The following is a 22,858-nucleotide window of genomic DNA, read 5'->3' on the forward strand; positions in this document are numbered from 1 at the left end:
CCCGTCGCCCGCCGCCGCCCTCAGGGGCCAGGCGGCGGCGGGCAAGCGGGTCAGCCCTTGACGCTGCCGGCGAGCAGACCTCGCACGAAGAAGCGCTGCAGGGACAGGAATACGACGAGCGGTACAACGATCGAGACGAACGCGCCCGCGGTCAGCCGCTGCCACTCGTTGCCCCGGGTGCCGGCCATCTCGGCCAGCCGAACCGTGAGCGGGGCGGTCTCGTTGCCGCCACCGGCGAAGATGAGCGCGACCAGCAGGTCGTTCCAGACCCAGAGGAACTGGAAGATGCCGAACGCGGCCAGCGCCGGGGTGATCAGCGGCAGCACGATGGTGCGGAAGATCTTCGGGTGGGTGGCCCCGTCGACCCGGGCCGCCTCCATCAGGTCGCCGGGGAGCTGCGAGATGAAGTTGTGCAGCAGGAAGACCGCGAACGGAAGCGCGAAGCAGGTGTGTGCGAACCACACCTGGGCGAACTTCTGCTCGTCGACCAGGTCCCACGCCGGCATCAGGGTGACGCCGCCGAGGGTGACGCCGGTGGAGAAGAACTTCAGCAGCGGCACCAGGGCCATCTGCAGCGGGACGATCTGCAACGCGAAGATCGCGATGTAGAGCCAGTCCCGCCCGCGGAAGTTGATCCACGCCAGTGCGTACGCGGCCAGGGCCGCGAACGCGAGCGGGAAGAGCACCGACGGGATGGTGATCGCCAGCGAGTTGATGAAGTAGCTGGCGAGCTGCCCGGACGACGCCGACCGCCCGAAGAGGACCTGCTGGTAGTTCTCCAGCGTGAACTGCGGGTTGGTGAAGGCCGTCCACCAGCCGGTGGTCTTGATCTCGTCCTCCGGCCGAAGGGAGGAGACGAACAGGCCGAACGTCGGGATGGTCCAGACCACCGCGATGACGATCGAGACGAGCGTGGCGGTACGGCTGTTGAGTCGCCGACGTACCCGCCCGGCGGTGGTGGACGCGGTGCCGTCGGTCTTCTGGACGCCGGCGGCGACGGTGGGCGTTGCAGTCGTCATCTCAGCCCTCCCGCTGTTGACGGAGGTTGCGGATCTGGTAGATCACGACCGGGATGACCAGGATGAAGAGGAAGACCGCGAGCGCGGAGCCCTGCCCGTTCTGGCCGTACCGGAACGCCTGGTTGTACATCTCGCTGGCGATGACGCTGGTGTCGTAGTTGCCGTTGGTCGAGGTCCGGACGATGTCGAAGACCTTGAGCGTGGCGATCGTGAGCGTCACCGCCACCACGATCAGAGCCGGCCGGATGCTCGGCATGGTGATCTGCCAGAACATCTGCCAGGGGCTGACCCCGTCGAGCCGGGCGGCCTCCACGATGTCGCCGGGGATCGCCTTGATCGCGGCGGAGAGCACCACCATGGCGAAGCCGGCCTGGATCCAGACCATGATGACGATCAGCAGCAGCGTGTTCAGGGGTGATTCCAGCAGCCACTGCTTGGGCTCGCCGCCGAGGCTGGTGACGATCTGGTTGAGCAGACCGATCTGGTCGCCCTCGCCGCGGTAGGCGTAGACGAACTTCCAGATGATGCTGGCGCCGACGAAGGAGATCGCCATCGGCAGGAAGATCAGCGACTTGGCCACGGCCTCGAACCGGGCCTTGTCCACCAGGACGGCGTAGATCAGGCCGAACGCGGTCGCCACCAGCGGGACCAGGACCACCCAGACCAGGGTGTTGATCAGGACCCGGAGCATCGAGTCGTCGGAGAACATCCAGCCGTAGTTGCGCAGCCCCACCCAGCTGGTGCTGCTCCCGTCCATCAGGGAGAGCAGCAGGGTGCGAATGGCCGGCACGACCAGGCCGATGGTGAGGAGCAGCAGCGTGGGCAGCAGGAAGAAGAGCGCGAAGATCCCCTCCCGTGGCCGCGTCCGGCGGGGGAGGGGAGCTCCACTCGCCGAGGCGGCGACGAGCTGCGCCTCCCGTCGCCGGGCGAACCAGGCCGGCACGACGTCGAGCAGCAGGAGCAGACCGCCCACCACCACCACGAAGGCGACCAGCCCGTACATCAGCATGAGGAGCTTCGGCTGCTCATCGGCGAAGTCGAACTCCATCAACCCTCCCTTCCGGGTCCGGATCGGCCAGCTGCTTTCGATGCCCTGGAGCACCGGGGCGGTCGCCTTGCCGTTCAGCCAGTCGACCATGCCCTTCCAGAACGTTCCCGCGCCGACGGCGGCCGGCATCAGGTCGGATCCGTCGAAGCGGAAGACGCCCGTCTTGTCCTGCAGGATCTGGACGGAGAGCTTGTCGATCGGGCTGGCGACGTTGGCGATGTCCAGCTTGTTGTTCGCCGTGACCCAGTTGCCGAGCTTCGCGCGGCTGTTGACGTACTCGGCGGAGGCCAGGTAGGTCTGCACCGCCTGCACCTCGGGACGGTCGGCGTAAGCGACGACGAACTCGCCCGCGCCCAGCACCGGCTTGCCCTTGGCCGCGTCGATGGCCGGGAAGTAGAAGGCGAACGCGTCGCCGTCCTCGGCCACCTTGGTGCCCTCGGGGAACTGGTTGGCGTAGAAGGACGCCTGTCGGTGCATCGCGCACTTGCCGGTGGTCACCGGCAGGCCCGCCTCCTGGAAGGCGGTGGTGGTGATGCTCTTGACGCCGCCGAAGCCGCCGTTCATGTACTTCTCGTTCTTGAGGATCGTGCCGGCGCGGTCCACCGCGTCGACGACCCGCGGGTCGTTGAACGGGATCGCGTGGGTGGTCCACTGGTCGTAGACCTCGGCGCCCGCCGTACGCAGGAGGACGTCCTCGATCCAGTCGGTGGCCGGCCAGCCGGTGGCGTCACCGGACTCGACGCCCGCGCACCACGGCTTCATGCCACTGGCGGCGATCTTGTCGCTCAGGGCGATGAGCTGCTCCCAGGTGGTCGGGACCTCCCAGCCCTTCTCCTTGAACGTCTTCGGCGAGTACCACACGAAGGACTTGACGTTCGCGCCGAGCGGCACGCCGTAGAGCGTTCCGTTGACGGTGCCGTACTTCAGCCAGTCGGCCGGCATGTTCTGCTCGGCCAGGGCCTTGGTGTCGGCGCCGAGGGACTTCAGCTTGCCGGCGTCCGCGAACCGCTTCACGAGGCCCGGCTGGGGCACGAAGGCGATGTCGGGCGCGTTGCCGCCGTCGACCCGCACGGGGAGCTGGGCCTCGAACTCGCCGCTGCCCTCGTACGCGATCTCGATGCCGGTGCAGTCGGTGAACTGCGACCACGACCGCTCGAGCAGGTCGGCCTCGGCGTCACGGATGGACGCGTAGATGGAGACCTTCTTGCCGTCGTGGCCCTGGTACTTCTCGTATGGGGCGCACTCCGCGGAGCCCGCCTTGTCGCTCTTCTTGTCGTCACCGGTACCGCAAGCGGTGGCGCTGAGCGCCAGCCCGAGCACACCGGCGATCACGAAGGCCTGGCGTGGTCTGGTAAAGACCGCCATGCCGTCCTCCTTCCTAGCCGGCGTGGTCTGGTGCTGGTGACCCTCGCCGGTCCGATTGGGCGTGCACACATGTAAGCGCTTGCATCCGGTCTGGTCCACCCCCTGTCAGACACGAGCGAGTAACAATCCCGAAACCTCGTGTCCGCTGGCTGGGCGCGCTCCCAGCTGCGGATCCCGACTCTTTCGAAGACTGGCGATATCTGTCAGGCTAAAGCCAGTTCATCGAAGGTTTTAAACATAGGAGGAGCTGGATGCGTAAGCGGTGGATCAGCCTGCTGGTGGCGGGCCTGCTCGTCGGGGGAGTCCTCGCTCCGGCGAGCCCGGCGCTGGCCGCGCCGACCTTCAAGGTGCCGTTCCCGTGCGGCCAGTCCTGGTCGGGGCAGACCCGGTCGGACCACAGCCCGGCGTACGCGGTCGACTTCAACCGCACCGACGACCTCGGCGACCCGGTGGTGGCCAGCGCCCCCGGCACGGTCGACCGGGTCACCGACCTCGGCGGCACCAGTTACGGCAAGTACGTGCGGATCGACCACGGTGGCGGTTACACGACCTACTACGCCCACCTCAACGGCTTCAACGTCTCGGTGGGGCAGACCGTCGGGTACGGCAAGGTGCTCGGCTGGGTGGGCAGCACCGGCGGGTCCACCGGCCCCCACCTGCACTACGAACAGCGCCTCAACGGCAACGACATCCAGGTCAGGTTCAACGGCACCCTCGGCCTGTACTGGGGTAGCAAGACCTACACCAGCGACAACGGGTGCAGCTCGGGCACCGGCAACGCCACGGTCGACACCAGTGGCACGCCGCTGACCGTCCGCTCCGGCCCGGGCACGGGGTACGCGTCGGTGGGCACCGTCGCCGACGGCACCCGGGTGACCATCGCCTGCCAGACCAGCGGCACCACGGTCACCGGCACGTACGGCACCAGCTCGATCTGGGACCGCATCGGCAGCGGCCGCTTCATCGCCGACGCGTACGTCTACACCGGTTACGACGGCTACATCCCGAACGTGCCCCGCTGCTGACGGGGCCCTGGGTCCTCCGGCGGGGCCGCTTCCCGCCGGAGGACCGGCGCCGGTCAGGTGTTCAGTCGCCAGATCGACAGGTTGAGCGCGGCGGCGAACGTGACCCGAGATGTCTCCATGGTCGAGATATTGCCGCTGCGCTGTCGGGTCAAACCCACAAAAAAGCGCCGGGGCCGCTGCGGCCGGTGCTTCTGTCGGGAGGACGAAGCTCCGGTCGCGGCGACCCCGACGGGTCCCGGTGTTGTGATGAGTTGTCAGAAGGTACGAACGTCAATTGAAGATGCTGACACCACCCGGGCCGACCAACAGCCCGACGACGATGAGGACGATGCCCCACAGGATCTGCCGGCGGAACAGCGCGAGGATGCCGGCGACCACGAGTACGACTGCGAGAATCCAGAGAATCAGCTCCATGACCTCTGACTACCCGACCCTCCGATCGGGGAAACCTGGTCGGTGTCGAGTTGATCCCCGACATGGAAGACGCTGTAGGCCTGCTTGATCACCGGATGCGCCACGTTGCGGACGCGTACGCCTCCCGGGGTGGTGCCGCGCTCGGTGCCGGCGTGCGCGTGCCCGTGCAGGGCCAGCGCCGTGGGCGCCGAGTCGATCGCCTGCCCGAGCTGGTACGACCCCAGGAACGGGTAGATCTCCAGCGGCTCGCCGGCCAACGTGTCCGGAACGGGCGAGTAGTGGGTAAGCGCGACCAGCATGTCGCAGTCCAGCGAACGCAGGGCCGCGCCGAGGCGGTCCGCGCTCTCGTTGGTGGTCCGGACGAACGCCTTCATCTCCGGCTCGCCGAAGTCGCTCGCGCACCGGCCGGCGAACCCCCCGCCGAAGCCCTTGACGCCGGCGATCCCGAGCCGGCCGCCCGCGCAGTCCAGCACCACGCCGTCGCCCTCCAGCACGGTGATGCCCGCGTCCTCGAGCACCTTCACGACCTGCGGCACCTGGTCGCACTGGTGGTCGTGGTTGCCCAGCACGGTCACCACCGGCACGGCCAACCCGCCGAACTCCTGCGCCACGCAGCGCGCCTCGGCCTCGGTGCCGTGCCGGGTCAGGTCGCCGGCCAGCAGCAGCACGTCGGCGCACTCCGGCAGCTCCTCAAGCGCCGGGCGGAACCGGCCGACCACGTCCTCGTCCAGATGCACGTCGCCCACGGCGGCGATCCGGATCACCATGAAACCTCCCTCAGGGCAGTTGCTCGATCTCCGTGGGCGCCTGGGCGCGGATCACACCGATGTCGCTGGTGATCGGCACGTCCGGGAAGCGCTCCGACACCCGGCGCAGGATCTCCTCCCGCCGGTGCGGGCTCTCCACCTCGCCGTACAGCACCAGGGCGCGTTCCCGCCGGACCACGGTGATCCCCTGTTCGGCGACGGCGGGATCCTCGGAGAGCAGCCGGTGGATCTCCGCCTCGACGTACTCGTCCGGCGGCCCCGCGCCACTGTCGCGATCGTGCGTCACGGTGTCTCCTCTCCTGGTTGGGTGCCGGTGTCCGGCACCACCTCCAGCCGATCCAGCAGCACCAGGAACGCCTCGGCGTACGGCGAGTGCTGCGTCTCCTTGCGTACCCGTTCCCAGTCGATCTGCTCCCGCAGCGACCGGGCCAGTGGCAGGCCGCGGGCGAAGTCGCAGTAGTGCTGGGAGAAGCTCAGCAGCTTGTGCACCATGAGCTGGGTGGCGGAGAGGACCGGCATGTGGATGGCGTCCACCGGCCGCACGACGGTGTCGGCGAACGTCTCCTCGGTCACCGGCGTCTCGATCGGCCGGTGGATGAGATCCACCATCCGCCCGTCGTCGAAGACCTTGACCAGCCAGTCCTCCGGCGGCCGCTCGGCGCGGAAGCCCGCGGCCACGAGCGCTTCCAGGGACCGCTCGACGTCGGCCTCGCGGATCAGGAAGTCGACGTCGTGATCGCTCGAGTGGCCGCCGTGGGCGTAGACGGCGAAGCTGCCGCCCAGGGCGAACGGGATCTCGGACTGCTTGAGCACGGCGGCGACCTTCTTGAGGGTGTGCACCAGACTCTCGTCCCCGCGCTCAGCCATCTGGATCTCCCGTCGGTCGTGTTGGTGGACAGGCGGTTGGATTCGAACTCCCGTACCCGGCATTCCGGTCGCCCACACCTGGTGTCGTCGCGCTCGGGTGCCAACGGGGACAAAAGGCAACAAAAGTAACGGGGCGCGAGCATGGGTCGGATAACCTGTCGAGGGTGGCCAGATCATCGGGGACGCGACGCGGCCGAGCCCGATTGCGCACCGTCGCACTGATCGGCATCGACGGCTCGGGCAAGACCACGCAGGCACACCGGCTCGCCGACGCGCTGACCGCCGCCGGCCGCCCCGCGACGTACCGCCGCAACGCCAGCGGGCGTCGCTGGCTCGGCCGGCTCGCGCACCGGCTCGGCCGCCCGGACGCGCAACGGCTCGTCGGGCGCGACGGCGTCCTGGCGGTGGAGTCCGTGCTGCGCTGGCTCGCCATCGCCGCCGCCCTGCTCAGCTGCCTGCTCACTGGCCGGACGGCGGTGATGGACCGCTACTCGGCCTGCCAGTACGCGAGCATCCGCGCCCACGGCGGGCACCGCTGGGAGCGTCTGGCCCGCGCCGGCTACCGGCTGTTTCCGACGCCCCAGGTGACCTTCCTGCTCGCCGTCGACCCGGCCGTGGCGTACCAGCGCATCGAGGAACGCGGCACCGACCACGAGTCGATGGGCTGGCTCACCGCGGCGGACACCGCCTACCGGACCCTGCCCGAGTACCCGAGCTTCGTCCTCGTCGACGCGGGCCGCTCGGCCGAGGAGGTGACCGAGCAGATCCAGGCGCACCTGTCGACCTGGCTGCGGTCGGACGCCCGTCCCGACCCCACCCGGCCATCGTCGGAGGGGTCAGCGCCCCCCGAGGTGCCGCAGCCGGCGCCCCCGCCCGCCCCGACACCCCCGCCCGCCGCGCCGGCGCAGGAGCGGGCCGGGCGCGGCGACATCGCGTCCCTGCTCGTTCAGGCCCGTCCGTAGACCGGAACGCTGGCCCCGGTGGTCGGCGCGGAGTCCGGCGAGGCGAGGAAGCGGATCACCGGCGCGATCTCGGCCGGCGTGACCCAGCGGGAGTGGTCGGCGTCGGGCTGCGCGGCCCGGTTCGCCGGGGTGTCGATGACGCTGGGCAGCACGGTGTTGCAGCGCACGTTGCGGGAGCGGTACTCGACCGCGACCGCGTTGGCGAAGGCCAGCACCGCCGCCTTGGCCGTGACGTAGCCGGCCGCGCCGGCGAACGGGGTGAGGGCCGCCCGGGCCGACACGCACACCACCGCGCCGCCGCCGGCCGCGACCAGGTGCGGCAGCGCGGCCTGGGTGACCAGGTAGGTGGGTCGCAGGTTGACGGTGAGCATCCGCTCGAACTCCTCGACCGGTGTCTCGTGCACCAGGCCGCCGCTCGCGTACCCGCCGACGAGGTTGACCGCCGCCCGCAGCGGCGCCGCCGGGTCGCCGACGGCGGCCTCCACGACGCGGGCCGCGCCGGCCGGGTCGGTCAGGTCCGCGACGACCCGGACCAGCCCGTCCGCCGCCGGCTCCGACCCGGGCCGGGCTGCCCGCTGCGGTACGACCACCCGCCAGCCCGCGTCGACGAACGACGCGACGACCGCCCCGCCGAGCCCACCCGTGCCTCCGGTCACCACCACGCTGCGCTCCGCCATGCCCAAACGCTAACCCCTCCCCACCCCCACCCCATCCCCGTCCCGGCCCCCGTCCCGGCCCTGTCGATCATGAAGTTATTGCCGTGACACGCCGACAGGACGGGCAACAACTTCATGATCGGCGGGTGCCGGCGAGCGGGCTGGTGTCTGCCGAGAGCAGAGCTGTTGGGTTTTTTGGTCGGGCTGGGTGCAGGATCGGCGGATGATGCGGATCTTGGTTCTCGGGGGTACCCGGTTTCTCGGTCGGGCTGTGGCCCGGCTCGCGGTCGAGCGGGGGCACGACGTGACCTGCGCGGCCCGGGGAGTGTCCGGTGTCGTGCCGGCCGGCGCGCGGTTCGTGCCGGTCGACCGCGACGACCCCGAGGCGCTGGTGTCGCTCGCCGGCGACGGCTTCGACGCGGTGGTGGACGTGACCCGCCAGGTCAGCCACGCCCGGCACGCGCTCGCCGCGCTGGCCCCCCACGTCGGTCACTGGTCGTTCGTGTCCACGACCTCGGTGTACGCCGACAACACCACACCGGGTCAGACCGCGGCGCACGCCCCGCTGCTGTCGCCTGCCCCACCGGACGTGGACGCTCCGGTCGGCCCGGACCACCGCTGGTACGGCGAGTGCAAGGTCAGCATCGAGCGGCTGGTCCGCGAACTGATGGGTGCGCAGCGGTCGTTCATCTGCCGGGCGGGGCTGATCGTCGGCGTGGAGGACCCGAGCGACCGCTTCCCGTACTGGGTGCGACGGCTGGCGAACGGCGGGGAGATTCTCGCGCCCGGACGGCCGACCGACCGGGTGCAGTTCGAGGACGTCGCCGACCTGGCCGGCTGGTTGCTGCACGCCGCCGACGCCCGCCTCGCCGGCACGTACGACGGCACCGGCCCGGCGATGTCCCGCGCCGATCTGCTGACCGGCGTGGCGGCCGGGCTGGGTGTCGCCGACCCGCAGCTCACCTGGGTCGATCAGGACTTCCTGGTGGCCCGCGACGTCCGCGAATGGTCGGGGGAGCGGGCCTTGCCGCTCTGGGTGCGACTGCCGGAGTGGGCTGGCCTGATGGACCGGGACGCCCGTCCGGCGCTGGACGCGGGTCTGACGATCCGTCCGTTGCCCGACACCGTTCGGGCGACCGCGTCCTGGATGAGAGCGCGGCCCGACGACGTACGGCAGGGTGGACTCGACCCGGCGGATGAGGCGGCGATCCTGGGAGAGTGGCAGGCTGTGCGGAACGCGTGATCCGGGTCGTCGACACTTTTCCCACCACATACGGTCATGGTTGACGCTCACGCCTCGTGAAAGTAAGTTTCATCCGTGGCGAAGAGTCCGAAGATTTCTGCGAGTCACGAGCCTGGTGGGCTGATCGTCCACATCAGCGGGCTGTTGCCATCGCTGTCGCCCGCCGAGCAGCGGGTCGCCCGGCTGGTCGTGTCCGACCCGGCCGCCGCCGCCCGGCGGACCATCACCGACCTCGCCACCGCAGCGGAGACGTCGGAGGCGACAGTCATCCGGTTCTGCCGATCGGTCGGCATGGACGGCTATCCACAGCTGCGCATCCGGCTGGCCGCCGAGGCCGCCCGCCGCATCGAGCCGCCGGACGCCCGGGTCGTCGGCGGGGACATCCCGCCCGGCGCGGACCTAGCCCAGATCATCGCCACCATCGCGTTCAACGACGCCCGAGCCGTCGAGGAGACCGCCGAGCAGCTCGACCCGGCCGTCTGCGAGCAGGTGGTCGAGGCGATCGCGAGCGCGGGCCGGATCGACATCTACGGCGCCGGCGCCAGCGGGTTCGTCGCGTCCGACTTCCAGCAGAAGCTGCACCGCATCGGCCGGATCGCCTTCTACTTCCCGGACGTGCACACCGCGTTGACCTCGGCCGCCCTGCTCGGCCGCGGTGACGTCGCGATCGGCATCTCGCACACCGGCACCACCTCCGACGTCATCGAGGTGCTGGAGCAGGCCCGGACGCGGGGCGCGGCCACCGTGGCGCTGACCAACTTCCCGCGCTCGCCGATCACCGACGTCGCCGACTTCGTGCTGACGACCGCGGCCCGCGAGACCACCTACCGCTCCGGAGCGACGGCCAGCCGGCTCGCCCAGCTCACCGTCGTCGACTGCCTCTTCGTCGGGGTGGCCGCCCGCAACCGGTCCCGGGCCCGCAAGGCCCTCGAGGCGACCGCCGAGGCCGTCCAGTCGCACCGGGTGGGTGCCAGTCGGAGGCGGGCATGACGCCCGGTTCGGTGGAGCCGGACGAGGACATGTCAGCACCGCCCGCCCGCCCGAGCGTCCGGGTGGGCGCACCCACCGAACGACGCAACCCCCTCAGCGCGGACCTCGACCTGATGTCGACCCGGGACGTGCTCACCGTGATCAACGAAGCCGACCGGCGGGTGCCCGCGGCGGTCGCCGCGGTGCTCGACGAGATCGCCACCACCGTCGACCTGGCGGTGGCGGCGTTGCGCGGCGGGCACCGGGTGCACTACTTCGGGGCCGGCACGTCCGGCCGGCTGGGCGTGCTCGACGCGGCCGAGCTGGCTCCCACCTTCAACTCGCCCCGGCACTGGTTCTGTGCCCACCTGGCCGGCGGCCCGGACGCCATGTGGCGGGCCGTGGAGGACGCCGAGGACGACGACCGGAACGGGGCGGACGAGGCCGCTGGATGTGTGCGCGCCGGTGACCTGGTGGTCGGTCTGGCGGCCAGCGGACGCACCCCGTACGTCCTCGGGGCGCTCGCCGCTTCCCGCGCCGCAGGCGCCTCGACGGTGCTGCTGTGCGCCAATCCGGAGGCCGAGGCCGCCCGGTCGGTCGACGTGTTCATCGGGGTGGACACCGGACCCGAGGTGGTCACCGGGTCGACCCGGATGAAGGCGGGCACCGCGCAGAAACTGGTGCTGAACACGTTCTCGACCGCCGTCATGGTGCGCCTGGGCCGGGTCTACTCGAACCTCATGATCGATATGGTGGCCACCAACGCGAAGCTCCGGGGACGAATGATCTCGATCCTGGTGGAGGCGACCGGCTGCTCGGAGGAGGTCTCCCGACGGGCCCTGAGCGCGGCCGACGGCGACCTGAAGACGGCGCTGGTCTCGCTGGTCTCCGGAGCCGAGGTGGCCGCCGCCCGAGCCGCCCTGGAGCGCTCCGCCGACCAGGTCCGCGGGGCTCTCGCCCTGCTCGCCTCCTAGCCCGCACAGCCCGGGAAGCGAACGGGGCTCCGGATTGTTCATCGGGGCGGGGGGTAATAACACCCCCGTGGATGAACCGACCGCCCCATCGCTGCGTATCTGGCAGTGACCAGGATCGCAGCACGGAGGTGACCCGGGTCGCTGTGCCGGCGCCGGGGCGGTGTTGCCATGGTGCGGGCGATCAGCGATTCGTCGACCCACCAACCCGTTCGAGGTGCCCAGCGGCGAGCCACCCGACGGGTGCTGACAGCAAACATGGACCGTGCTCTCAGCAACTACTCAGGCATTCGTGACACTTTCGACTCACGACATGGAATCCCCGACACGTCTCATCTGTTGTGTAGGTGTCAGCGACGGTGGGCACAGCAGAAGTTACCAGGGGCTGACCGGACGTGGGGAATGGCAAGGAACCGGGCAACCGGCGCGAGCGAGGGGACCGTGGGCAACGTGGACAAGAAAATCGGCATGCGCACCGACGAGGTTGCCGAGGAGCGCGACCTGGTCGGCGTCTACCTGCACGAGATCTCCCGGACGCCACTGCTGGACGCCGCCAAGGAGGTCGATCTCTCCAAGGCGATCGAGGCTGGCCTCTACGCGGAGCACCTGCTCGGCGAGGACGCAGTTCCCGACGGTGTCGACCGGGCCGACCTGGAGCGGCTGGTCGTCGAGGGTGAGCGCGCGAAGGACCTCTTCATCCGCGCCAACCTGCGACTGGTCGTGTCGATCGCGCGTCGTTACGTGCGCTCGGGCATGCCCATGCTGGATCTGATCCAGGAGGGCAACACCGGCCTCGTCCGGGCGGTCGAGAAGTTCGACTACGAGCGTGGCTACAAGTTCTCCACCTACGCCACCTGGTGGATCCGCCAGGCCATCAGCCGGGCGATCGCTCAGCAGGAGCGCACCGTCCGTCTGCCGGTGCACCTGGTGGAGGACGTCAACCGGATGCGCAACGTCATCCGGCAGCTCACCCGTGAACTGGGCAGCGACCCCGAGCCGGAGCAGGTCGCCGCATCGCTCGGTGTCACCGTCGAGCGGGTCAACGAGTTGCGCCGCTGGTCGCAGGACACCGTCTCGCTGGACACCCCGGTGGGCGACGACGGCGACACGAACCTCGGCGACCTGGTCGCCGACAGCGACGCGCCGTCGCCGGAGGACATCGTCCTCAGCGGCCTGGAGCGGCAGCGCATCGAGGGGCTGCTCAACCACCTCGACGACCGGTCCGCCGGCATCATGCGGGCCCGCTACGGGCTGGAGGACGGCCGCGAGCACTCGCTGACCGAGGTCGCGTCCCGCTTCTCGCTGTCCCGCGAGCGGATCCGGCAGCTGGAGATCCAGGCCCTCGGCCGGCTCCGCGAGCTGGCCCGGGCGGAGGGGCTGCAGGCAGCCTGACCTGGTAGTAATGACGGCGAACGGCCGGCGTCCGATAGGGGGACGCCGGCCGTTCGCCGTATCGGGTCGGGCTAGCGGACCCGGCCGTAGCCGTGGATGGACATCATGTTCATGCCGCGCTTGAGCACGTTGCGACCGGCGCTCGGCGCGTCGATGACCTGACCGTCGCCCACGTAGAGAGCGACGTGCCCGAGCCCGCTGTAGAAGATCAGGTCTCCCGGGCGCAGGTCACCCCGACCGATGTGGGCGACCGCTCCCCACTGCATCCGTGCGTTGTGCGGCAGCGACCTGCCGGCCGCCCGCCAGGCCGCGAGGGTCAGTCCGGAACAGTCGTAGCCGTTCGGCCCTTCACCGGCCCAGACGTACGGCTTGCCGACCGCCCCGAAGGCGTAGCGCACCGCAGCGCCGGCGTCCCCGGCCACGGCGGGCACGTTCTTGGCCTCGGCCTCCGCCGCCTTGGGCGCGGGTCGCTCGGTGGCGGCCCCGTACGCCTGCCGGCGCAGCTCGTACAGGTCGGCCAGGTCACTCTCGATGCGCTTCTTGCCCGCCGCCAGCTCGCGGGCCTGCGCGGCCTGCCGGGCCAGCGTGGCGTCCAGGCGTGTCTTCTCGTCGAGCAGCCGCCGCTGGTTCGCGGTGAAGCCGGAGATGCGCTCCTGGCGCTGGCGGGTCAGCTGATCGAGGGTGCCGAGCCGGTCGAGCAGAGCGACGGAGCCGCCGGGACGCAGCAGCGCGTCCACCGTCTGCAGGCCACCGCTCTTGTACGCGGTGTTGGCGAGTGCCGCGACGTCGGCCCGGCTCTGCTCGGCCTGCTGTTCCAGGGGGCCGATGCGGGCCTGTAATCGGGCCACCGCGGCCTTGTTGACCTTGATGTCCTCGGTGAGCTTGTTGTAGGACTCCACGATCCGTTCCAACTCGGCCGAGGACGTCTCGATCCGGCGGGTCAGGTCGGCGGGGGACGGCTCGGCGTGTGCCGCCGCCGTCGGGGCGATCAGTGCTACCGACAGGCCGGCCAGCACCGCGGTGCGCAGCAGGGTTCTCAGGGATGACAAGAGCGAAGGGCTCCTCTCCCACGGCCGCCGACGGGGCTGCTGACGCCCTCGGCGACACCGACCGGGGCCATCCGGATGGACGGCACTGGGCCGGACCGGCTCGCCCAACCTAACCCGGGACGGTTGTGGCGCGCAGTTGAAGCAGGGGCGAAAGTTGGCGAAGTGGCGCGAAGTGCCGCTGCTGTCGGTGACACCAGCGGGACTGTTGACGCGGGATGGGGAACCGCCCGCGAGCCCTTTTTCGCATCCGCTGACCGATATCTGACATTCGTCGTTCCGGACGTATGCCGTCGGATGAGCTCCGCCAATATCCGATAAAACCTGAAATGGATGCTGTTTCGCGGCGATGTCCCCCGGTCGGGTGAGCGGCTCGGAATCGTAAATGCCCAGGTGGAGTGGCGGTGCCCCAACACAATGGAGCCGCAGCCGGGAATCCCGTCCCCGGGCAGCGATGCCCGGCCACGGACCGAACCCGGCAGACCGCCCCACGGGAGGAACCGTGAATCGTGAAGGCGCAAAGACGCGACCGCAACGAACGGTGCCCGGAGCCAGGTCCACGCTGCTGTACGCGCGACCCGGCATCATCGTCACCGTCGACCGGTTCACCGTCGGCCGCACCAGCTATCGCATCGTCGACCTGACCCACCTGCGCACCACCCGAGGCCCGCACGACCGGATCGCCGTCCGGGCGGTGGTGACCACCGCATCCATGATCGGCGTGGTCGGCCTGCTCCTCGGCTTCAGCGGCGGCCTGCAACGGTTGACCGCCGAGGCGTACCTCATCCTCGGGGCGGTGCTCCTGCTGCCGGCGGCACTCGCCCTGGTCGGCGACCGCTGGCGCCCACCGCCGTACGAGCTGTGGGGCTGGCACCGGGGCGCGGAGGTGCTGCTGTTCAGCGCCGACGACGAGCGGCAGTTCGGTCAGGTCACCCGGGCGCTGCTGCGCGCCCGGGAGGTCAACCGGTACGGCGGCTGGGTCGACCCCCTCGCCTCGGCGGACCCGTGGCGGCCCAGCCGCTGACCAGACCCACCGCCGGGCCGGTCAGCCGGCGACCGGCTCCGGCGTACGCGTCGCGGGCCGGTCGAGCCAGGCGGTGACGCGTCGCTCGGCGTAGAACGAGACGAACGGCACGGTGCCGGCGAGCATCACCAGAAGCATCCGCTTCAGCGGCCAGTCGGCCCTGCGGCTCAGGTCGAACGCGGCCACCAGGTAGATCATGTAGAGGAAGCCGTGCGCCGGGCCGACCGTCTCCACCACGACCGGGTTGTCGAACGCGTACTTCAGTGGCATGCCGACAACGACCAGCAGGATCAGCACCACGCCCACGATCCAGGCGATCACGCGGTACCGGGTAAGGGCTGCGCCCACCTTCGTCCGTCCTTCCGAGCCCCGGCTCAGCCGGGATAGTCACCGGGCCGGGCGCCCGGATTGGCGTTCAACCATGACAGGTAGTCGTTGTAGGCGGCCAGGGCCGCGTCGTCGCCGGGCGCCGCCTTGACCGGCACCCGGGCCACCCGCACCGGTCGGCGTACCGCCGGTCGGGAGCCGACGGTCGCGGCCGGCGGTGGCTCGACGGCCGGTGCGTCGGCGGGGTCCGCCGTTGGCTGGGCGGATGCCTCCGCCTTGTGGCGTGCCAGCCGTACCTCGCGCCACCAGACGTACACCACGAAGCCGGCGAAGATCGGCCACTCGACCGCGTACCCCCAGCTGAGGTTGTTGCCGGCCGTGGCCCGGCTGATCTGCCACCAGCCCAGCCCGAGGAAGCCCACGACCAGCACGACCATGGCCACGTGACGCGCGATCCACGCCGGGGTCCAGAGCCACCTCATGGCGTCGAGGGTACCGGGAACGGCGGCGCTCTCCGACACGGTGTCGTAGCTGCCACGCCTGCGGGATGGTTTGGCGTTGCCCGGTGTGGGCATCCGTCTAGACGCCAGCCCAAACGAGACCAGGGGGGCGATGATGACCGGATCGGTACGCGAGGACGGCCTTGGGTCCAGCGGCAGCACGGAGACGAGCCCTGAGCAGCGGGTGCCCGAGTGGGGCGGCGACCACCTCGCCGACTCCGGTGGCGCCGACCTCGACGGTGACGCGCTGGGCGTCGACCCGACGGAGCTGACCGACGAGGATCTGATCCGCGAGATGCACAGCCTGCACCGCACCCGGCTGGACACCCTGCGGCACGCGGCCGACTCCGCGCTCGCCAACCACCTGCGGCGCACTGCGGACCTGGAGACCGAGTACCTCGCCCGTCACCCGGGCCGGGAGGTCGACCCGAGCCGCCTGCGGGACGTCTGATGCCGGCGCGAGCCGTGCGCGGCATGTCCGCGCCACCCGAGGTGGTCTTCAACACGGCCACCGACCCGGCTCGGGCCTCGGCCTGGTTGCCGGCACCGCTGCGCAACGACGGGAGCCCACCCGCCGAGATCAGCGGCGAGGAGTTGCGGGCCCGCTGGGGCCACGCCGACTGGGCCGCCGAGATCCGGGTGGATCCGGTCGACTCCGGTGGCGCCCGGATCCAGCTCGACCTGACCGACGGCTCGGACACCGACCCGGACCAGTTGGCCGACGAGGCGCTGACCAACCTCGCCCGCGAGGTCGCCGACAACCTCCAGGCCGGCTGACACCGGCACCGACGGCCACCATCGCACCATGACGACATGTGAGGAGAACGGTGAGCGACACTGGCCTGCGACAGAAGGTGACGCGGCTGCGCCGGGCGTACGCGCCGCACGAGCACCGGCCGCTCGGCGGCTACCTGGTGGCGATGGGCACCTACGCCGGGGTGACCGGGGCGCTGGCCGGCCTGGTCAAGGTGACCGGCCGCCCGGTGCCCGAACGTCCCGCCCCCGCCGACGTCGTGTTGCTCTCCATCGCCACGCACAAGCTCAGCCGGCTGCTGTCCAAGGACGCGATCACCAGCCCGCTGCGGGCGCCGTTCACCCGCTATGACCGGCCGATCGGCAGCGGTGAGGTGATGGAGCAGGTCCGCGACTCGGGCAGCTCCACCCGGCACGCCATCGGCGAGCTGCTGAGCTGCCCGTTCTGCCTGGCGGTCTGGGTGGCCACGGGACTGACCGGGGGCCTGGTGCTCGCCCCCCGGCTCACGCGTCTGGTGGCCACCGCGCTGACGGCGGTGGCCGCGTCCGACTTCCTCCAGATGGCGTACGCCACGGCGCAGCAGGCCGCCGAGGGCGGGCACGACGACGACTGAACCGACACGACGAGCGCAGCGCAGTGGGGGCCGGCGGATTCGCCGGCCCCCACTGTCGTACGCGTCAACGCTGCATGCCGGACCAGCCGTGCGGCGACTCCGGCTCCCGTTCGTCCTCGTCCTCGCCGGTGATGATGTCCCGGTCGACCGCCGTGCGGTCGTGCTCGTTGGCGAAGTCCGGCTCGGGCGTGGTGTCCCTGCCCTCCGGCGGCTGACCCAGCGCCGGGACCTTCTCGTCACGGTCCTCGTGGTGCGTCATGGTGGTGTCCCTTCGGGGTCGCTGGCTTCGCTCGTTCCGCTGGTCCGGCTCACGCGACGGTGCCGCCCAGCAGGTCGCTGGCCTCGTCCACCGCGTACTCGCCCTCGGGCAGCGCGTCGATGCGCGCGAGCAGGTCCGGGGGAAGTTCGGCGGCCACCGCCCGGCGATAGATCTCCGCCTGGGTGACCCGCTCCTGACCTCGGAAGATGTCGTCGAGCAGGTCGTCGAGGGCGCGGGTGTCCGGCTCGTCGGCCACGGATGCGTCGTCGGTCACGCCGATCAGCTACCCGGGGCGGAATCGGTCAAACGTCGCGCCGTTGGCCCGAGTTGCGGCTGCGCCGGCCCGGAAACAGACAGCGCCGCCCCCGAGCCTTGTGGGCCGGGGGCGGCGCTGGTGTCGGTGTGTAGGTCGCCTCTCGGCGAGTGGCGCGACGCGGCTCCAGCCGAACGGTATTCCGCGAGGGCTATTTAGGTGAGGCCCGGGGACACTGAGCACACCGACACCTCAGTTAACCAGGCCCCACCGTCCCGTGTTCCGCGCACCGCAGTGCCGGCCGTCACACCCTCACGCCAGGGTCGGCAGCGTGGCCCGACGGGCGCGTACGGCGGTGGCCAGGTGGTCGAGCACCTCGGCGGTGTCGTCCCAGCCGAGGCAGGCGTCGGTGACCGAACGGCCGTACACCAGCTCGCGGGTCGGGTCGAGATCCTGCCGGCCGGGCAGCAGGAACGACTCCAGCATCACACCGGTGATCCCGCGCTGGCCGGCGGCCATCTGCGCCGCCACGTCCGCGGCGACCAGCGGCTGGTTGCGGTGGTCCTTGCCGCTGTTGGCGTGGCTGGCGTCGATGACCAGGCGCTCCGGCAACCCGGCCGCCCGGAGCAGGTCGAGCGCGCCCGCCACCGACTCCGCGTCGTAGTTGGGCCGACCGCCACCACCGCGCAGCACCAGGTGCCCGTCGGTGTTGCCGCGGGTGTGCATGATCGCCGGGGTGCCGGAGAAGTCGATGCCCGGGAAGACGTGCGGCACCCCGGCGGCGCGGATCGCGTCCACGGCGGTGCCGATGCTGCCGTCGGGGCGGTTCTTCATGCCGATCGGCATGGACAGGCCGGAGGCGAGCTGCCGGTGCACCTGGCTCTCCACGGTGCGGGCGCCGATCGCACCCCAGGCCACCGTGTCCGCGATGTACTGCGGGGTGATCGGGTCGAGGAATTCGCAGCCCACCGGAAGGCCGAGGCGCAGGACGTCGAGCAGCAGCGCCCGGGCCCGGCGCAGGCCGGTGTTGACGTCGCCGCTGCCGTCCAGCCCGGGGTCGTTGATCAGGCCCTTCCACCCGACGGTGGACCGCGGCTTCTCGAAGTAGACCCGCATGACGATCAGCAGGTCGTCGGCGAGCCGGTCGGCGGCGGCGCGCAGACGCTCGGCGTAGTCGAGGGCGGCGGCCGGGTCGTGCACCGAGCACGGGCCGACCACCACCAGCAGGCGGTCGTCCTCGCGGTCCAGCACGCGGCCCACCGCGCGTCGGCCGGTCAACACGGCGGCGGCGAGCGGGGCGTCCAGGGGCAACTCGTGGTGCAACAGGGCGGGTGTGGTCAGCGGCACGACACGGTCGATCCGCTGATCGCTGACCCGATCGGTCTCCGGGGTCGTCACGGTGGGCATCCTTCCGCCGACCGTGCCCGGGGCCGGTGCCCGGGACGAGCCGGCTGCTCGTACGCAAAAGGGCAGGAACGACAGCTCCTGCCCAGCCGGCTCGGTCCGTGGTGACGTCAGTTCATGGTGAAGTCACCGGCGTGGGAGCCGGCTGCCTAAACCATCGATAGGAACGCGTCACGGGAGCCAGCCTACCCGACCGGGCGGGGGTGCCCGTGGCATCGTCCCAAGATGCGGGGTGAACATCGCGTGCCGAGGCCGGGCGGGGGGTAACAGGGGTCCCATGACTGACGAGCAGAGCGATCAGGAGCGGGCGGAGTCCCGCGCGCACCACCTCCTTCCCGAGGAGGAGGCGGTGGGCAGCGACGACCCGCAGGCGCAGGCGGAGGCCATCCTCGCCGAGTCGGACATCCGCGAGGAGGACCAGAACGTGGCCCCGGACACGGTGCTGGAACGTCGTACCTCGGATCAGACGGTGGCCGTCGAACCCCCGGACTGAGCCCGCGCGCCGCGCGCCCGGCGTGACCCCCGGTAGGTCTGCTCGCGCAGCCAGGCGAGTGGGCCGGCCGCCCGCAGTTCGGGTGGCAGGTTGCGCACCGGGTCGAACGCGAGCGTGGCGTCCTCCCCGGCGTCGAGCGGGGCGCCGATGATGACCTGGCCGACCGGCCGCCACGGCCCGACGGCGGACGCGACCGCGAGCACCACGCGCGGCGCGTCCGTCCGGGCCGCGGCAGCGACGGCGGCCAGAGTGCGGCCGAGGTCGACCGAGTCCGGGTCGGCCAACGCGGCCAACCAGAGACGACGCCGGCCCACGCGGTAACACATGATCGTGCTGTACGTCCCGGTGAAGCCGCGGCGGGGCAGCGGCAGGTTCCGCAGCACCGGAGCGGCGCCGCTGGAGCTGACCAGCAGGTCGAACGGGCGGCCGGTGGGGAAGTGCACGCGTACCGCCAGGCCCAGCACGTCCGGCCAGCCGCCGGGTGTGGGCGTACCCCTGGAGAGCCGGACCGTGGCCGCGTACCGGCCGGGGTCGTCCAGCAGGGCGACCCCGGTGGGTGGTCCGGGCGTACCCCAGATCGTCACCTCGCCGGCGAACGACCGGCCGGCCGGATGCAGCAGCCGGCCGCGGCGCAGCCGGCCGAGCGCGGCGGTGGCGCGTTCGACGGTCCTGGCGGCCGGTCCGACGGTGCGGCGCGCGGGCGGAACGGGGGTCCGTGGGGTCATTGCTCTGCGGTACCCCGACCGGCAGAGTCGATGCCGGTCGGCCGCCTCGCCGACCGGCGGCACGTCACCTTTCCGCCCGCGAGATCGGATAGCGTCGTGCCATGCCCGACAGTGGTTACCCCTGGCCCATCGAGACGTCCCGACTGGACAACGGCCTGCGCGTGGTGGTGAGCGAGGATCGCACCGCACCCGCGGTGGCCGTCAATCTGTGGTACGACGTCGGATCCCGGCACGAGCCGGATGGGCAGACCGGCTTCGCCCACCTCTTCGAACACCTGATGTTCGAGGGCTCGGTGAACGTGGCGAAGACCGAGCACATGAAGCTGATCCAGGGCTCCGGTGGCTCGCTCAACGCCACCACCAACCCGGACCGGACGAACTACTTCGAGACGGTCCCGGCCGAGCACCTGGAGCTAGCGCTCTGGCTGGAGGCCGACCGGATGGGTGGGCTGGTCCCGGCGCTCACCCAGGAGACGCTGGACAACCAGCGTGAGGTGGTCAAGAACGAGCGCCGGCAGCGCTACGAGAACGTCCCGTACGGGGATGCCTGGCTGCGACTGCTGCCCTTGCTCTACCCGCCGGGGCACCCGTACCACCACTCGACGATCGGCTCGATGGCCGACCTGAACGCCGCCGATCTCGCCACCTTCCAGGCGTTCCACGAGATGTACTACGCGCCGAACAACGCGGTGCTCACCGTCGTCGGCGACGCCCAGGCCGCCGCGGTGTTCGCGCTGGCCGAGAAGTACTTCGGCGCGTTGCCCGCCCGCGACGACATCCCGCCCGCGCCGGACGGTCGCCACGTCCCGGCGACCGGGAAGCCCGCCGTGGAGACGGTGATCGCGGACGTGCCGGCGCCCCGCGTCTACATCGCCCACCGGGGTCACCCGTTCGGCAGCCCCGGCTACGACGTGCTCACCGTGCTCGCCACCGTGCTCGGCAGCGGCCGGGGCAGCCGGCTCTACCAGCGGCTCGCCGACGGCGAGCGGATCGCACAACCTGATCTGGTCGGCGCGTACGGGGTGGACCTCGCGCACGCCCCGGCGCCGCTGATCGCCACCGCCACCGCCCGCCCCGGCGTGAGCGCCGAGCGGTTGGCCGAAGGGCTGGCGGAGGTCGTCGACGAGCTGGCCACCGTGCCGGTCACCGCCGCCGAGCTGGACCGGGCGAAGGCGTTGCTGAGCACCGCGTGGTGGCGGCAGATGTCGACGGTGGACGGCCGCGCGGACACGCTCGGGCGGTACACCACCCAGTTCGGCGACCCGGCCCGGGCCGCCGACCGGCTGCCCGCCTGGCTCGCGGTGACCGCCGAGCAGATCGCCGAGACCGCCGCCGACGTGCTCGGCGCCGCCGACCGGGTGACCCTGACCTACCTGCCCGAGGAGACCGCATGACGCTGATCGCCGACCGTCCCGGCCCGGGTGCCGCTCGCCCGTACCGGTTCCCGCCGGTGGTCCGCCGCGCGGTGGGCGGCGGCCAGGTGGTCGCCGCGCACCTGCCCGGGCAGAACCTCGCCGTCGCGTTGCTGCTGCTCGACGCCGGCGCCGGCCGGGAGCTGACCGGCAAGGAAGGGCTGGGCGGTGTGCTCGCCAAGGCCCTGGAGGAGGGCACCGCGCAGCGGGACGCCACGGCGTACGCGCTGGCCATCGAGGCGCTCGGCACCGAGCTGGTGACCGGGCTGGACTGGGACTCGTTCCAGATCAGCGTGCAGGTCCCGGTGGACCGCCTCACCGCCGCGGTGCAACTCCTCGCCGAGGCCGTCCGAACGCCCCGGCTGGACCCGGCCGACGTCCGGCGCGTGCGCGACGACGAGGCCACCGCGCTGCGGATGGACTGGGCCAACCCCGGCCCGCGCGCCGACGCCGCGCTGCGCGCCGACCTGTTCGGCGCCGACACCCGCTGGGGACGACCGATGTACGGCGATCCGGACTCGGTGGCCGGCCTGGACGTGGAGGACATCACCGTCTTCCACTCCGAGTGGTTCCTACGGCCCGGCACCCTGATCGTCGCCGGTGACCTGGACCGGATCGACCTGGACGCGTTGGCCGAGGCGGCGTTCGCGGGCACCGGGGGCGGTCCGGCCGAGCGGGGCGGCCCGATCGAGGTCCCGCTGCACACCGGCCGCCGGATCATCCTGGTGGACCGGCCCGGCTCGGTGCAATCCACGCTGCGGCTGGGCCACCCGTCGCCGCACCGGGCGCACCCCGACCACGTGCCGATGACCCTCGCGGGCACGGTGCTCGGTGGGGCGTTCACCTCCCGGCTCAACCACCTGATCCGCGAGGTGCGCGGCTACACGTACGGCATCCGGGGCGAATTCGCCTCGTCCCGCCGGTTCGGGCGGTTCGCGGTCAGCTCGGGCGTGCAGACCGCCGTCACCGCGCCGGCCCTGGTCGAGGCGGTGGGCGAGATCACCCGTACGCAGGCGGGAGGCGTGACCGAGGACGAGCTGGCGGTGGCCCGTTCCTGGCGTGCCGGGCAGCTGTCGGTCGAGTTGCAGAGCCCTCGGGCGATCGCGTCCGCGCTGACCACGCTGGTCGTGCACGACCTGCCGGACGACTACCACGCCCGACTGCGCGAGGAACTGCTCAACGCCGACGTGGACCAGGTCTCCGCGGCAGCGGCCACCCACCTGCACCCGGAAGCGCTGACCCTGGTCGTCGAAGGCGACGCCGCCGTGATCCGGAACGACCTGGAGTCCGCCGCCCTAGGAGACCTCCTCCCCTAACCCCCCCGGCCCCCTCCCGCCCCCACCCCCGCCC

27 protein-coding genes and 1 pseudogene are annotated in these 22,858 nt (G+C 71.3%); 13 read left to right on the plus strand and 15 right to left on the minus strand.

Annotation, left to right across the window (positions count from 1 at the left end; genetic code table 11):
- Positions 1-50: 50 nt before the first annotated feature.
- The 3 genes and pseudogenes from ACGGAQ_RS25460 to ACGGAQ_RS25470 form a co-directional block, all read right to left on the minus strand.
- Positions 51-1,019 (minus strand): carbohydrate ABC transporter permease, encoded by a 969-nt coding sequence (locus tag ACGGAQ_RS25460; protein WP_393053100.1) that lies wholly within the window; start codon positions 1,017-1,019, stop codon positions 51-53.
- A 1-nt stretch (position 1,020) separates the two neighbouring features.
- Positions 1,021-2,067: a carbohydrate ABC transporter permease gene (locus ACGGAQ_RS25465; protein WP_393053390.1), complete on the minus strand. Its 1,047-nt coding sequence runs from the start codon at positions 2,065-2,067 to the stop codon at positions 1,021-1,023.
- Between the two features lie 24 nt (positions 2,068-2,091).
- Positions 2,092-3,432: pseudogene (locus ACGGAQ_RS25470) on the minus strand (ABC transporter substrate-binding protein); the annotation flags it as partial.
- 251 nt (positions 3,433-3,683) lie between these two features.
- Here ACGGAQ_RS25470 and ACGGAQ_RS25475 point away from each other — a divergent pair.
- Positions 3,684-4,457, plus strand: a complete 774-nt coding sequence (locus ACGGAQ_RS25475) for a peptidoglycan DD-metalloendopeptidase family protein (RefSeq protein ID WP_393053103.1) — start codon at positions 3,684-3,686, stop codon at positions 4,455-4,457.
- A 270-nt stretch (positions 4,458-4,727) separates the two neighbouring features.
- Here ACGGAQ_RS25475 and ACGGAQ_RS25480 read toward each other — a convergent pair whose 3' ends face one another.
- Genes ACGGAQ_RS25480 through ACGGAQ_RS25495 form a run of 4 tightly spaced genes read right to left on the minus strand, consistent with a single transcriptional unit; the run spans position 4,728 to position 6,682 of the window.
- The gene (locus ACGGAQ_RS25480; protein WP_007464364.1) at positions 4,728-4,871 is read right to left on the minus strand and encodes a GPGG-motif small membrane protein; all 144 of its coding nucleotides are present in this window, start codon (positions 4,869-4,871) and stop codon (positions 4,728-4,730) included.
- Complete coding sequence (locus tag ACGGAQ_RS25485; protein WP_393053106.1) at positions 4,862-5,638, minus strand: metallophosphoesterase; 777 nt, start codon at positions 5,636-5,638, stop codon at positions 4,862-4,864. Before ACGGAQ_RS25485 ends, ACGGAQ_RS25480 begins: the two co-directional genes overlap by 10 nt.
- 10 nt (positions 5,639-5,648) lie before the next feature.
- Entirely contained in the window at positions 5,649-5,924 is a 276-nt protein-coding gene (locus tag ACGGAQ_RS25490) for a hypothetical protein (protein WP_354860927.1), read from the minus strand.
- The gene (locus tag ACGGAQ_RS25495) at positions 5,921-6,682 is read right to left on the minus strand and encodes a nucleotidyltransferase family protein (protein ID WP_393053109.1); all 762 of its coding nucleotides are present in this window, start codon (positions 6,680-6,682) and stop codon (positions 5,921-5,923) included. Before ACGGAQ_RS25495 ends, ACGGAQ_RS25490 begins: the two co-directional genes overlap by 4 nt.
- On the opposite strand from ACGGAQ_RS25495, the gene ACGGAQ_RS25500 reads away from it, so the two are divergent.
- Entirely contained in the window at positions 6,670-7,467 is a 798-nt protein-coding gene (locus ACGGAQ_RS25500) for a dTMP kinase (RefSeq protein ID WP_393053112.1), read from the plus strand. The genes ACGGAQ_RS25495 and ACGGAQ_RS25500 overlap by 13 nt on opposite strands.
- Here ACGGAQ_RS25500 and ACGGAQ_RS25505 read toward each other — a convergent pair.
- The gene (locus tag ACGGAQ_RS25505) at positions 7,452-8,144 is read right to left on the minus strand and encodes an SDR family NAD(P)-dependent oxidoreductase (protein ID WP_393053115.1); all 693 of its coding nucleotides are present in this window, start codon (positions 8,142-8,144) and stop codon (positions 7,452-7,454) included. The genes ACGGAQ_RS25500 and ACGGAQ_RS25505 overlap by 16 nt on opposite strands.
- Positions 8,145-8,346: 202 nt before the next feature.
- On the opposite strand from ACGGAQ_RS25505, the gene ACGGAQ_RS25510 reads away from it, so the two are divergent.
- The 4 genes from ACGGAQ_RS25510 to ACGGAQ_RS25525 all read left to right on the plus strand — a co-directional run bounded on the left by ACGGAQ_RS25510 (position 8,347) and on the right by ACGGAQ_RS25525 (position 12,698).
- Complete coding sequence (locus tag ACGGAQ_RS25510) at positions 8,347-9,366, plus strand: NAD-dependent epimerase/dehydratase family protein (protein WP_393053118.1); 1,020 nt, start codon at positions 8,347-8,349, stop codon at positions 9,364-9,366.
- Positions 9,367-9,441: 75 nt separating this feature from the next.
- Positions 9,442-10,356: a MurR/RpiR family transcriptional regulator gene (locus tag ACGGAQ_RS25515; RefSeq protein ID WP_393053121.1), complete on the plus strand. Its 915-nt coding sequence runs from the start codon at positions 9,442-9,444 to the stop codon at positions 10,354-10,356.
- Complete coding sequence (murQ, locus tag ACGGAQ_RS25520; protein WP_355066099.1) at positions 10,353-11,309, plus strand: N-acetylmuramic acid 6-phosphate etherase; 957 nt, start codon at positions 10,353-10,355, stop codon at positions 11,307-11,309. Before ACGGAQ_RS25515 ends, murQ begins: the two co-directional genes overlap by 4 nt.
- A gap of 399 nt (positions 11,310-11,708) precedes the next feature.
- Complete coding sequence (locus tag ACGGAQ_RS25525) at positions 11,709-12,698, plus strand: RNA polymerase sigma factor RpoD/SigA (RefSeq protein WP_393053124.1); 990 nt, start codon at positions 11,709-11,711, stop codon at positions 12,696-12,698.
- 71 nt (positions 12,699-12,769) lie between these two features.
- Here the strand turns inward: ACGGAQ_RS25525 and ACGGAQ_RS25530 are convergent, their stop codons facing one another.
- A complete protein-coding gene (locus ACGGAQ_RS25530; RefSeq protein WP_393053127.1) occupies positions 12,770-13,747 on the minus strand; it encodes an NlpC/P60 family protein in 978 nt (325 codons plus the stop codon).
- 538 nt (positions 13,748-14,285) lie between these two features.
- On the opposite strand from ACGGAQ_RS25530, the gene ACGGAQ_RS25535 reads away from it, so the two are divergent.
- Complete coding sequence (locus ACGGAQ_RS25535; RefSeq protein WP_387258614.1) at positions 14,286-14,768, plus strand: DUF6232 family protein; 483 nt, start codon at positions 14,286-14,288, stop codon at positions 14,766-14,768.
- A 21-nt stretch (positions 14,769-14,789) separates the two neighbouring features.
- Here the strand turns inward: ACGGAQ_RS25535 and ACGGAQ_RS25540 are convergent, their stop codons facing one another.
- Positions 14,790-15,116, minus strand: a complete 327-nt coding sequence (locus ACGGAQ_RS25540; RefSeq protein ID WP_266245607.1) for a DUF3817 domain-containing protein — start codon at positions 15,114-15,116, stop codon at positions 14,790-14,792.
- A 26-nt stretch (positions 15,117-15,142) separates the two neighbouring features.
- A complete protein-coding gene (locus tag ACGGAQ_RS25545; RefSeq protein ID WP_393053131.1) occupies positions 15,143-15,577 on the minus strand; it encodes a hypothetical protein in 435 nt (144 codons plus the stop codon).
- 130 nt (positions 15,578-15,707) lie between these two features.
- Here ACGGAQ_RS25545 and ACGGAQ_RS25550 point away from each other — a divergent pair, with 130 nt between their 5' ends.
- Genes ACGGAQ_RS25550 through ACGGAQ_RS25560 form a run of 3 tightly spaced genes read left to right on the plus strand, consistent with a single transcriptional unit; the run spans position 15,708 to position 16,962 of the window.
- Positions 15,708-16,046, plus strand: coding sequence for a DUF6158 family protein (locus ACGGAQ_RS25550; protein ID WP_393053134.1), 339 nt, complete (start codon positions 15,708-15,710; stop codon positions 16,044-16,046).
- Entirely contained in the window at positions 16,046-16,372 is a 327-nt protein-coding gene (locus ACGGAQ_RS25555) for a hypothetical protein (RefSeq protein WP_393053137.1), read from the plus strand. Before ACGGAQ_RS25550 ends, ACGGAQ_RS25555 begins: the two co-directional genes overlap by 1 nt.
- Before the next feature lie 50 nt (positions 16,373-16,422).
- The gene (locus tag ACGGAQ_RS25560) at positions 16,423-16,962 is read left to right on the plus strand and encodes a DUF1360 domain-containing protein (protein WP_393053140.1); all 540 of its coding nucleotides are present in this window, start codon (positions 16,423-16,425) and stop codon (positions 16,960-16,962) included.
- Between the two features lie 64 nt (positions 16,963-17,026).
- On the opposite strand, the gene ACGGAQ_RS25565 is transcribed toward ACGGAQ_RS25560, so the two are convergent.
- The 3 genes from ACGGAQ_RS25565 to ACGGAQ_RS25575 all read right to left on the minus strand — a co-directional run bounded on the left by ACGGAQ_RS25565 (position 17,027) and on the right by ACGGAQ_RS25575 (position 18,881).
- The gene (locus ACGGAQ_RS25565; protein WP_393053143.1) at positions 17,027-17,221 is read right to left on the minus strand and encodes a hypothetical protein; all 195 of its coding nucleotides are present in this window, start codon (positions 17,219-17,221) and stop codon (positions 17,027-17,029) included.
- A 49-nt stretch (positions 17,222-17,270) separates the two neighbouring features.
- The gene (locus tag ACGGAQ_RS25570) at positions 17,271-17,504 is read right to left on the minus strand and encodes a hypothetical protein (protein WP_393053392.1); all 234 of its coding nucleotides are present in this window, start codon (positions 17,502-17,504) and stop codon (positions 17,271-17,273) included.
- 282 nt (positions 17,505-17,786) lie between these two features.
- Entirely contained in the window at positions 17,787-18,881 is a 1,095-nt protein-coding gene (locus tag ACGGAQ_RS25575) for a 3-deoxy-7-phosphoheptulonate synthase (RefSeq protein ID WP_393053146.1), read from the minus strand.
- A gap of 274 nt (positions 18,882-19,155) precedes the next feature.
- Between ACGGAQ_RS25575 and ACGGAQ_RS25580 the strand changes: the two genes are divergently transcribed.
- Positions 19,156-19,371, plus strand: coding sequence for a hypothetical protein (locus ACGGAQ_RS25580; protein ID WP_393053149.1), 216 nt, complete (start codon positions 19,156-19,158; stop codon positions 19,369-19,371).
- Here ACGGAQ_RS25580 and ACGGAQ_RS25585 read toward each other — a convergent pair.
- Positions 19,341-20,096, minus strand: a complete 756-nt coding sequence (locus tag ACGGAQ_RS25585) for a phosphodiesterase (protein WP_393053152.1) — start codon at positions 20,094-20,096, stop codon at positions 19,341-19,343. The two genes, ACGGAQ_RS25580 and ACGGAQ_RS25585, sit on opposite strands and share 31 nt — an antisense overlap.
- Positions 20,097-20,197: 101 nt before the next feature.
- Here ACGGAQ_RS25585 and ACGGAQ_RS25590 point away from each other — a divergent pair, with 101 nt between their 5' ends.
- Both ACGGAQ_RS25590 and ACGGAQ_RS25595 read left to right on the plus strand, forming a co-directional pair.
- Positions 20,198-21,490 carry a M16 family metallopeptidase gene (locus ACGGAQ_RS25590; RefSeq protein ID WP_393053155.1) on the plus strand — a complete coding sequence of 431 codons (1,293 nt, stop codon included), beginning with the start codon at positions 20,198-20,200 and terminating at the stop codon, positions 21,488-21,490.
- The gene (locus ACGGAQ_RS25595) at positions 21,487-22,824 is read left to right on the plus strand and encodes a M16 family metallopeptidase (RefSeq protein ID WP_393053158.1); all 1,338 of its coding nucleotides are present in this window, start codon (positions 21,487-21,489) and stop codon (positions 22,822-22,824) included. Before ACGGAQ_RS25590 ends, ACGGAQ_RS25595 begins: the two co-directional genes overlap by 4 nt.
- The last annotated feature ends 34 nt before the right edge of the window (positions 22,825-22,858 follow it).

Source organism: Micromonospora sp. NPDC047557, assembly GCF_043205095.1.
Classification (GTDB): Bacteria; Actinomycetota; Actinomycetes; order Mycobacteriales; family Micromonosporaceae; genus Micromonospora.

Coding starts and splice junctions, on each gene's coding strand:
- murQ (WP_355066099.1), top strand. CDS start 10,353: ATGACGCCCGGTTCGGTGGAGCCGGACGAGGACATGTCAGCACCGCCC.
- ACGGAQ_RS25480 (WP_007464364.1), bottom strand. CDS start 4,871: ATGGAGCTGATTCTCTGGATTCTCGCAGTCGTACTCGTGGTCGCCGGC.
- ACGGAQ_RS25555 (WP_393053137.1), top strand. CDS start 16,046: ATGCCGGCGCGAGCCGTGCGCGGCATGTCCGCGCCACCCGAGGTGGTC.
- ACGGAQ_RS25495 (WP_393053109.1), bottom strand. CDS start 6,682: ATGATCTGGCCACCCTCGACAGGTTATCCGACCCATGCTCGCGCCCCG.
- ACGGAQ_RS25545 (WP_393053131.1), bottom strand. CDS start 15,577: ATGAGGTGGCTCTGGACCCCGGCGTGGATCGCGCGTCACGTGGCCATG.
- ACGGAQ_RS25585 (WP_393053152.1), bottom strand. CDS start 20,096: ATGACCCCACGGACCCCCGTTCCGCCCGCGCGCCGCACCGTCGGACCG.
- ACGGAQ_RS25505 (WP_393053115.1), bottom strand. CDS start 8,144: ATGGCGGAGCGCAGCGTGGTGGTGACCGGAGGCACGGGTGGGCTCGGC.
- ACGGAQ_RS25590 (WP_393053155.1), top strand. CDS start 20,198: ATGCCCGACAGTGGTTACCCCTGGCCCATCGAGACGTCCCGACTGGAC.
- ACGGAQ_RS25475 (WP_393053103.1), top strand. CDS start 3,684: ATGCGTAAGCGGTGGATCAGCCTGCTGGTGGCGGGCCTGCTCGTCGGG.
- ACGGAQ_RS25525 (WP_393053124.1), top strand. CDS start 11,709: ATGGCAAGGAACCGGGCAACCGGCGCGAGCGAGGGGACCGTGGGCAAC.
- ACGGAQ_RS25575 (WP_393053146.1), bottom strand. CDS start 18,881: ATGCCCACCGTGACGACCCCGGAGACCGATCGGGTCAGCGATCAGCGG.
- ACGGAQ_RS25510 (WP_393053118.1), top strand. CDS start 8,347: ATGATGCGGATCTTGGTTCTCGGGGGTACCCGGTTTCTCGGTCGGGCT.
- ACGGAQ_RS25580 (WP_393053149.1), top strand. CDS start 19,156: ATGACTGACGAGCAGAGCGATCAGGAGCGGGCGGAGTCCCGCGCGCAC.
- ACGGAQ_RS25485 (WP_393053106.1), bottom strand. CDS start 5,638: ATGGTGATCCGGATCGCCGCCGTGGGCGACGTGCATCTGGACGAGGAC.
- ACGGAQ_RS25460 (WP_393053100.1), bottom strand. CDS start 1,019: ATGACGACTGCAACGCCCACCGTCGCCGCCGGCGTCCAGAAGACCGAC.
- ACGGAQ_RS25550 (WP_393053134.1), top strand. CDS start 15,708: ATGATGACCGGATCGGTACGCGAGGACGGCCTTGGGTCCAGCGGCAGC.
- ACGGAQ_RS25565 (WP_393053143.1), bottom strand. CDS start 17,221: ATGACGCACCACGAGGACCGTGACGAGAAGGTCCCGGCGCTGGGTCAG.
- ACGGAQ_RS25595 (WP_393053158.1), top strand. CDS start 21,487: ATGACGCTGATCGCCGACCGTCCCGGCCCGGGTGCCGCTCGCCCGTAC.
- ACGGAQ_RS25465 (WP_393053390.1), bottom strand. CDS start 2,067: ATGGAGTTCGACTTCGCCGATGAGCAGCCGAAGCTCCTCATGCTGATG.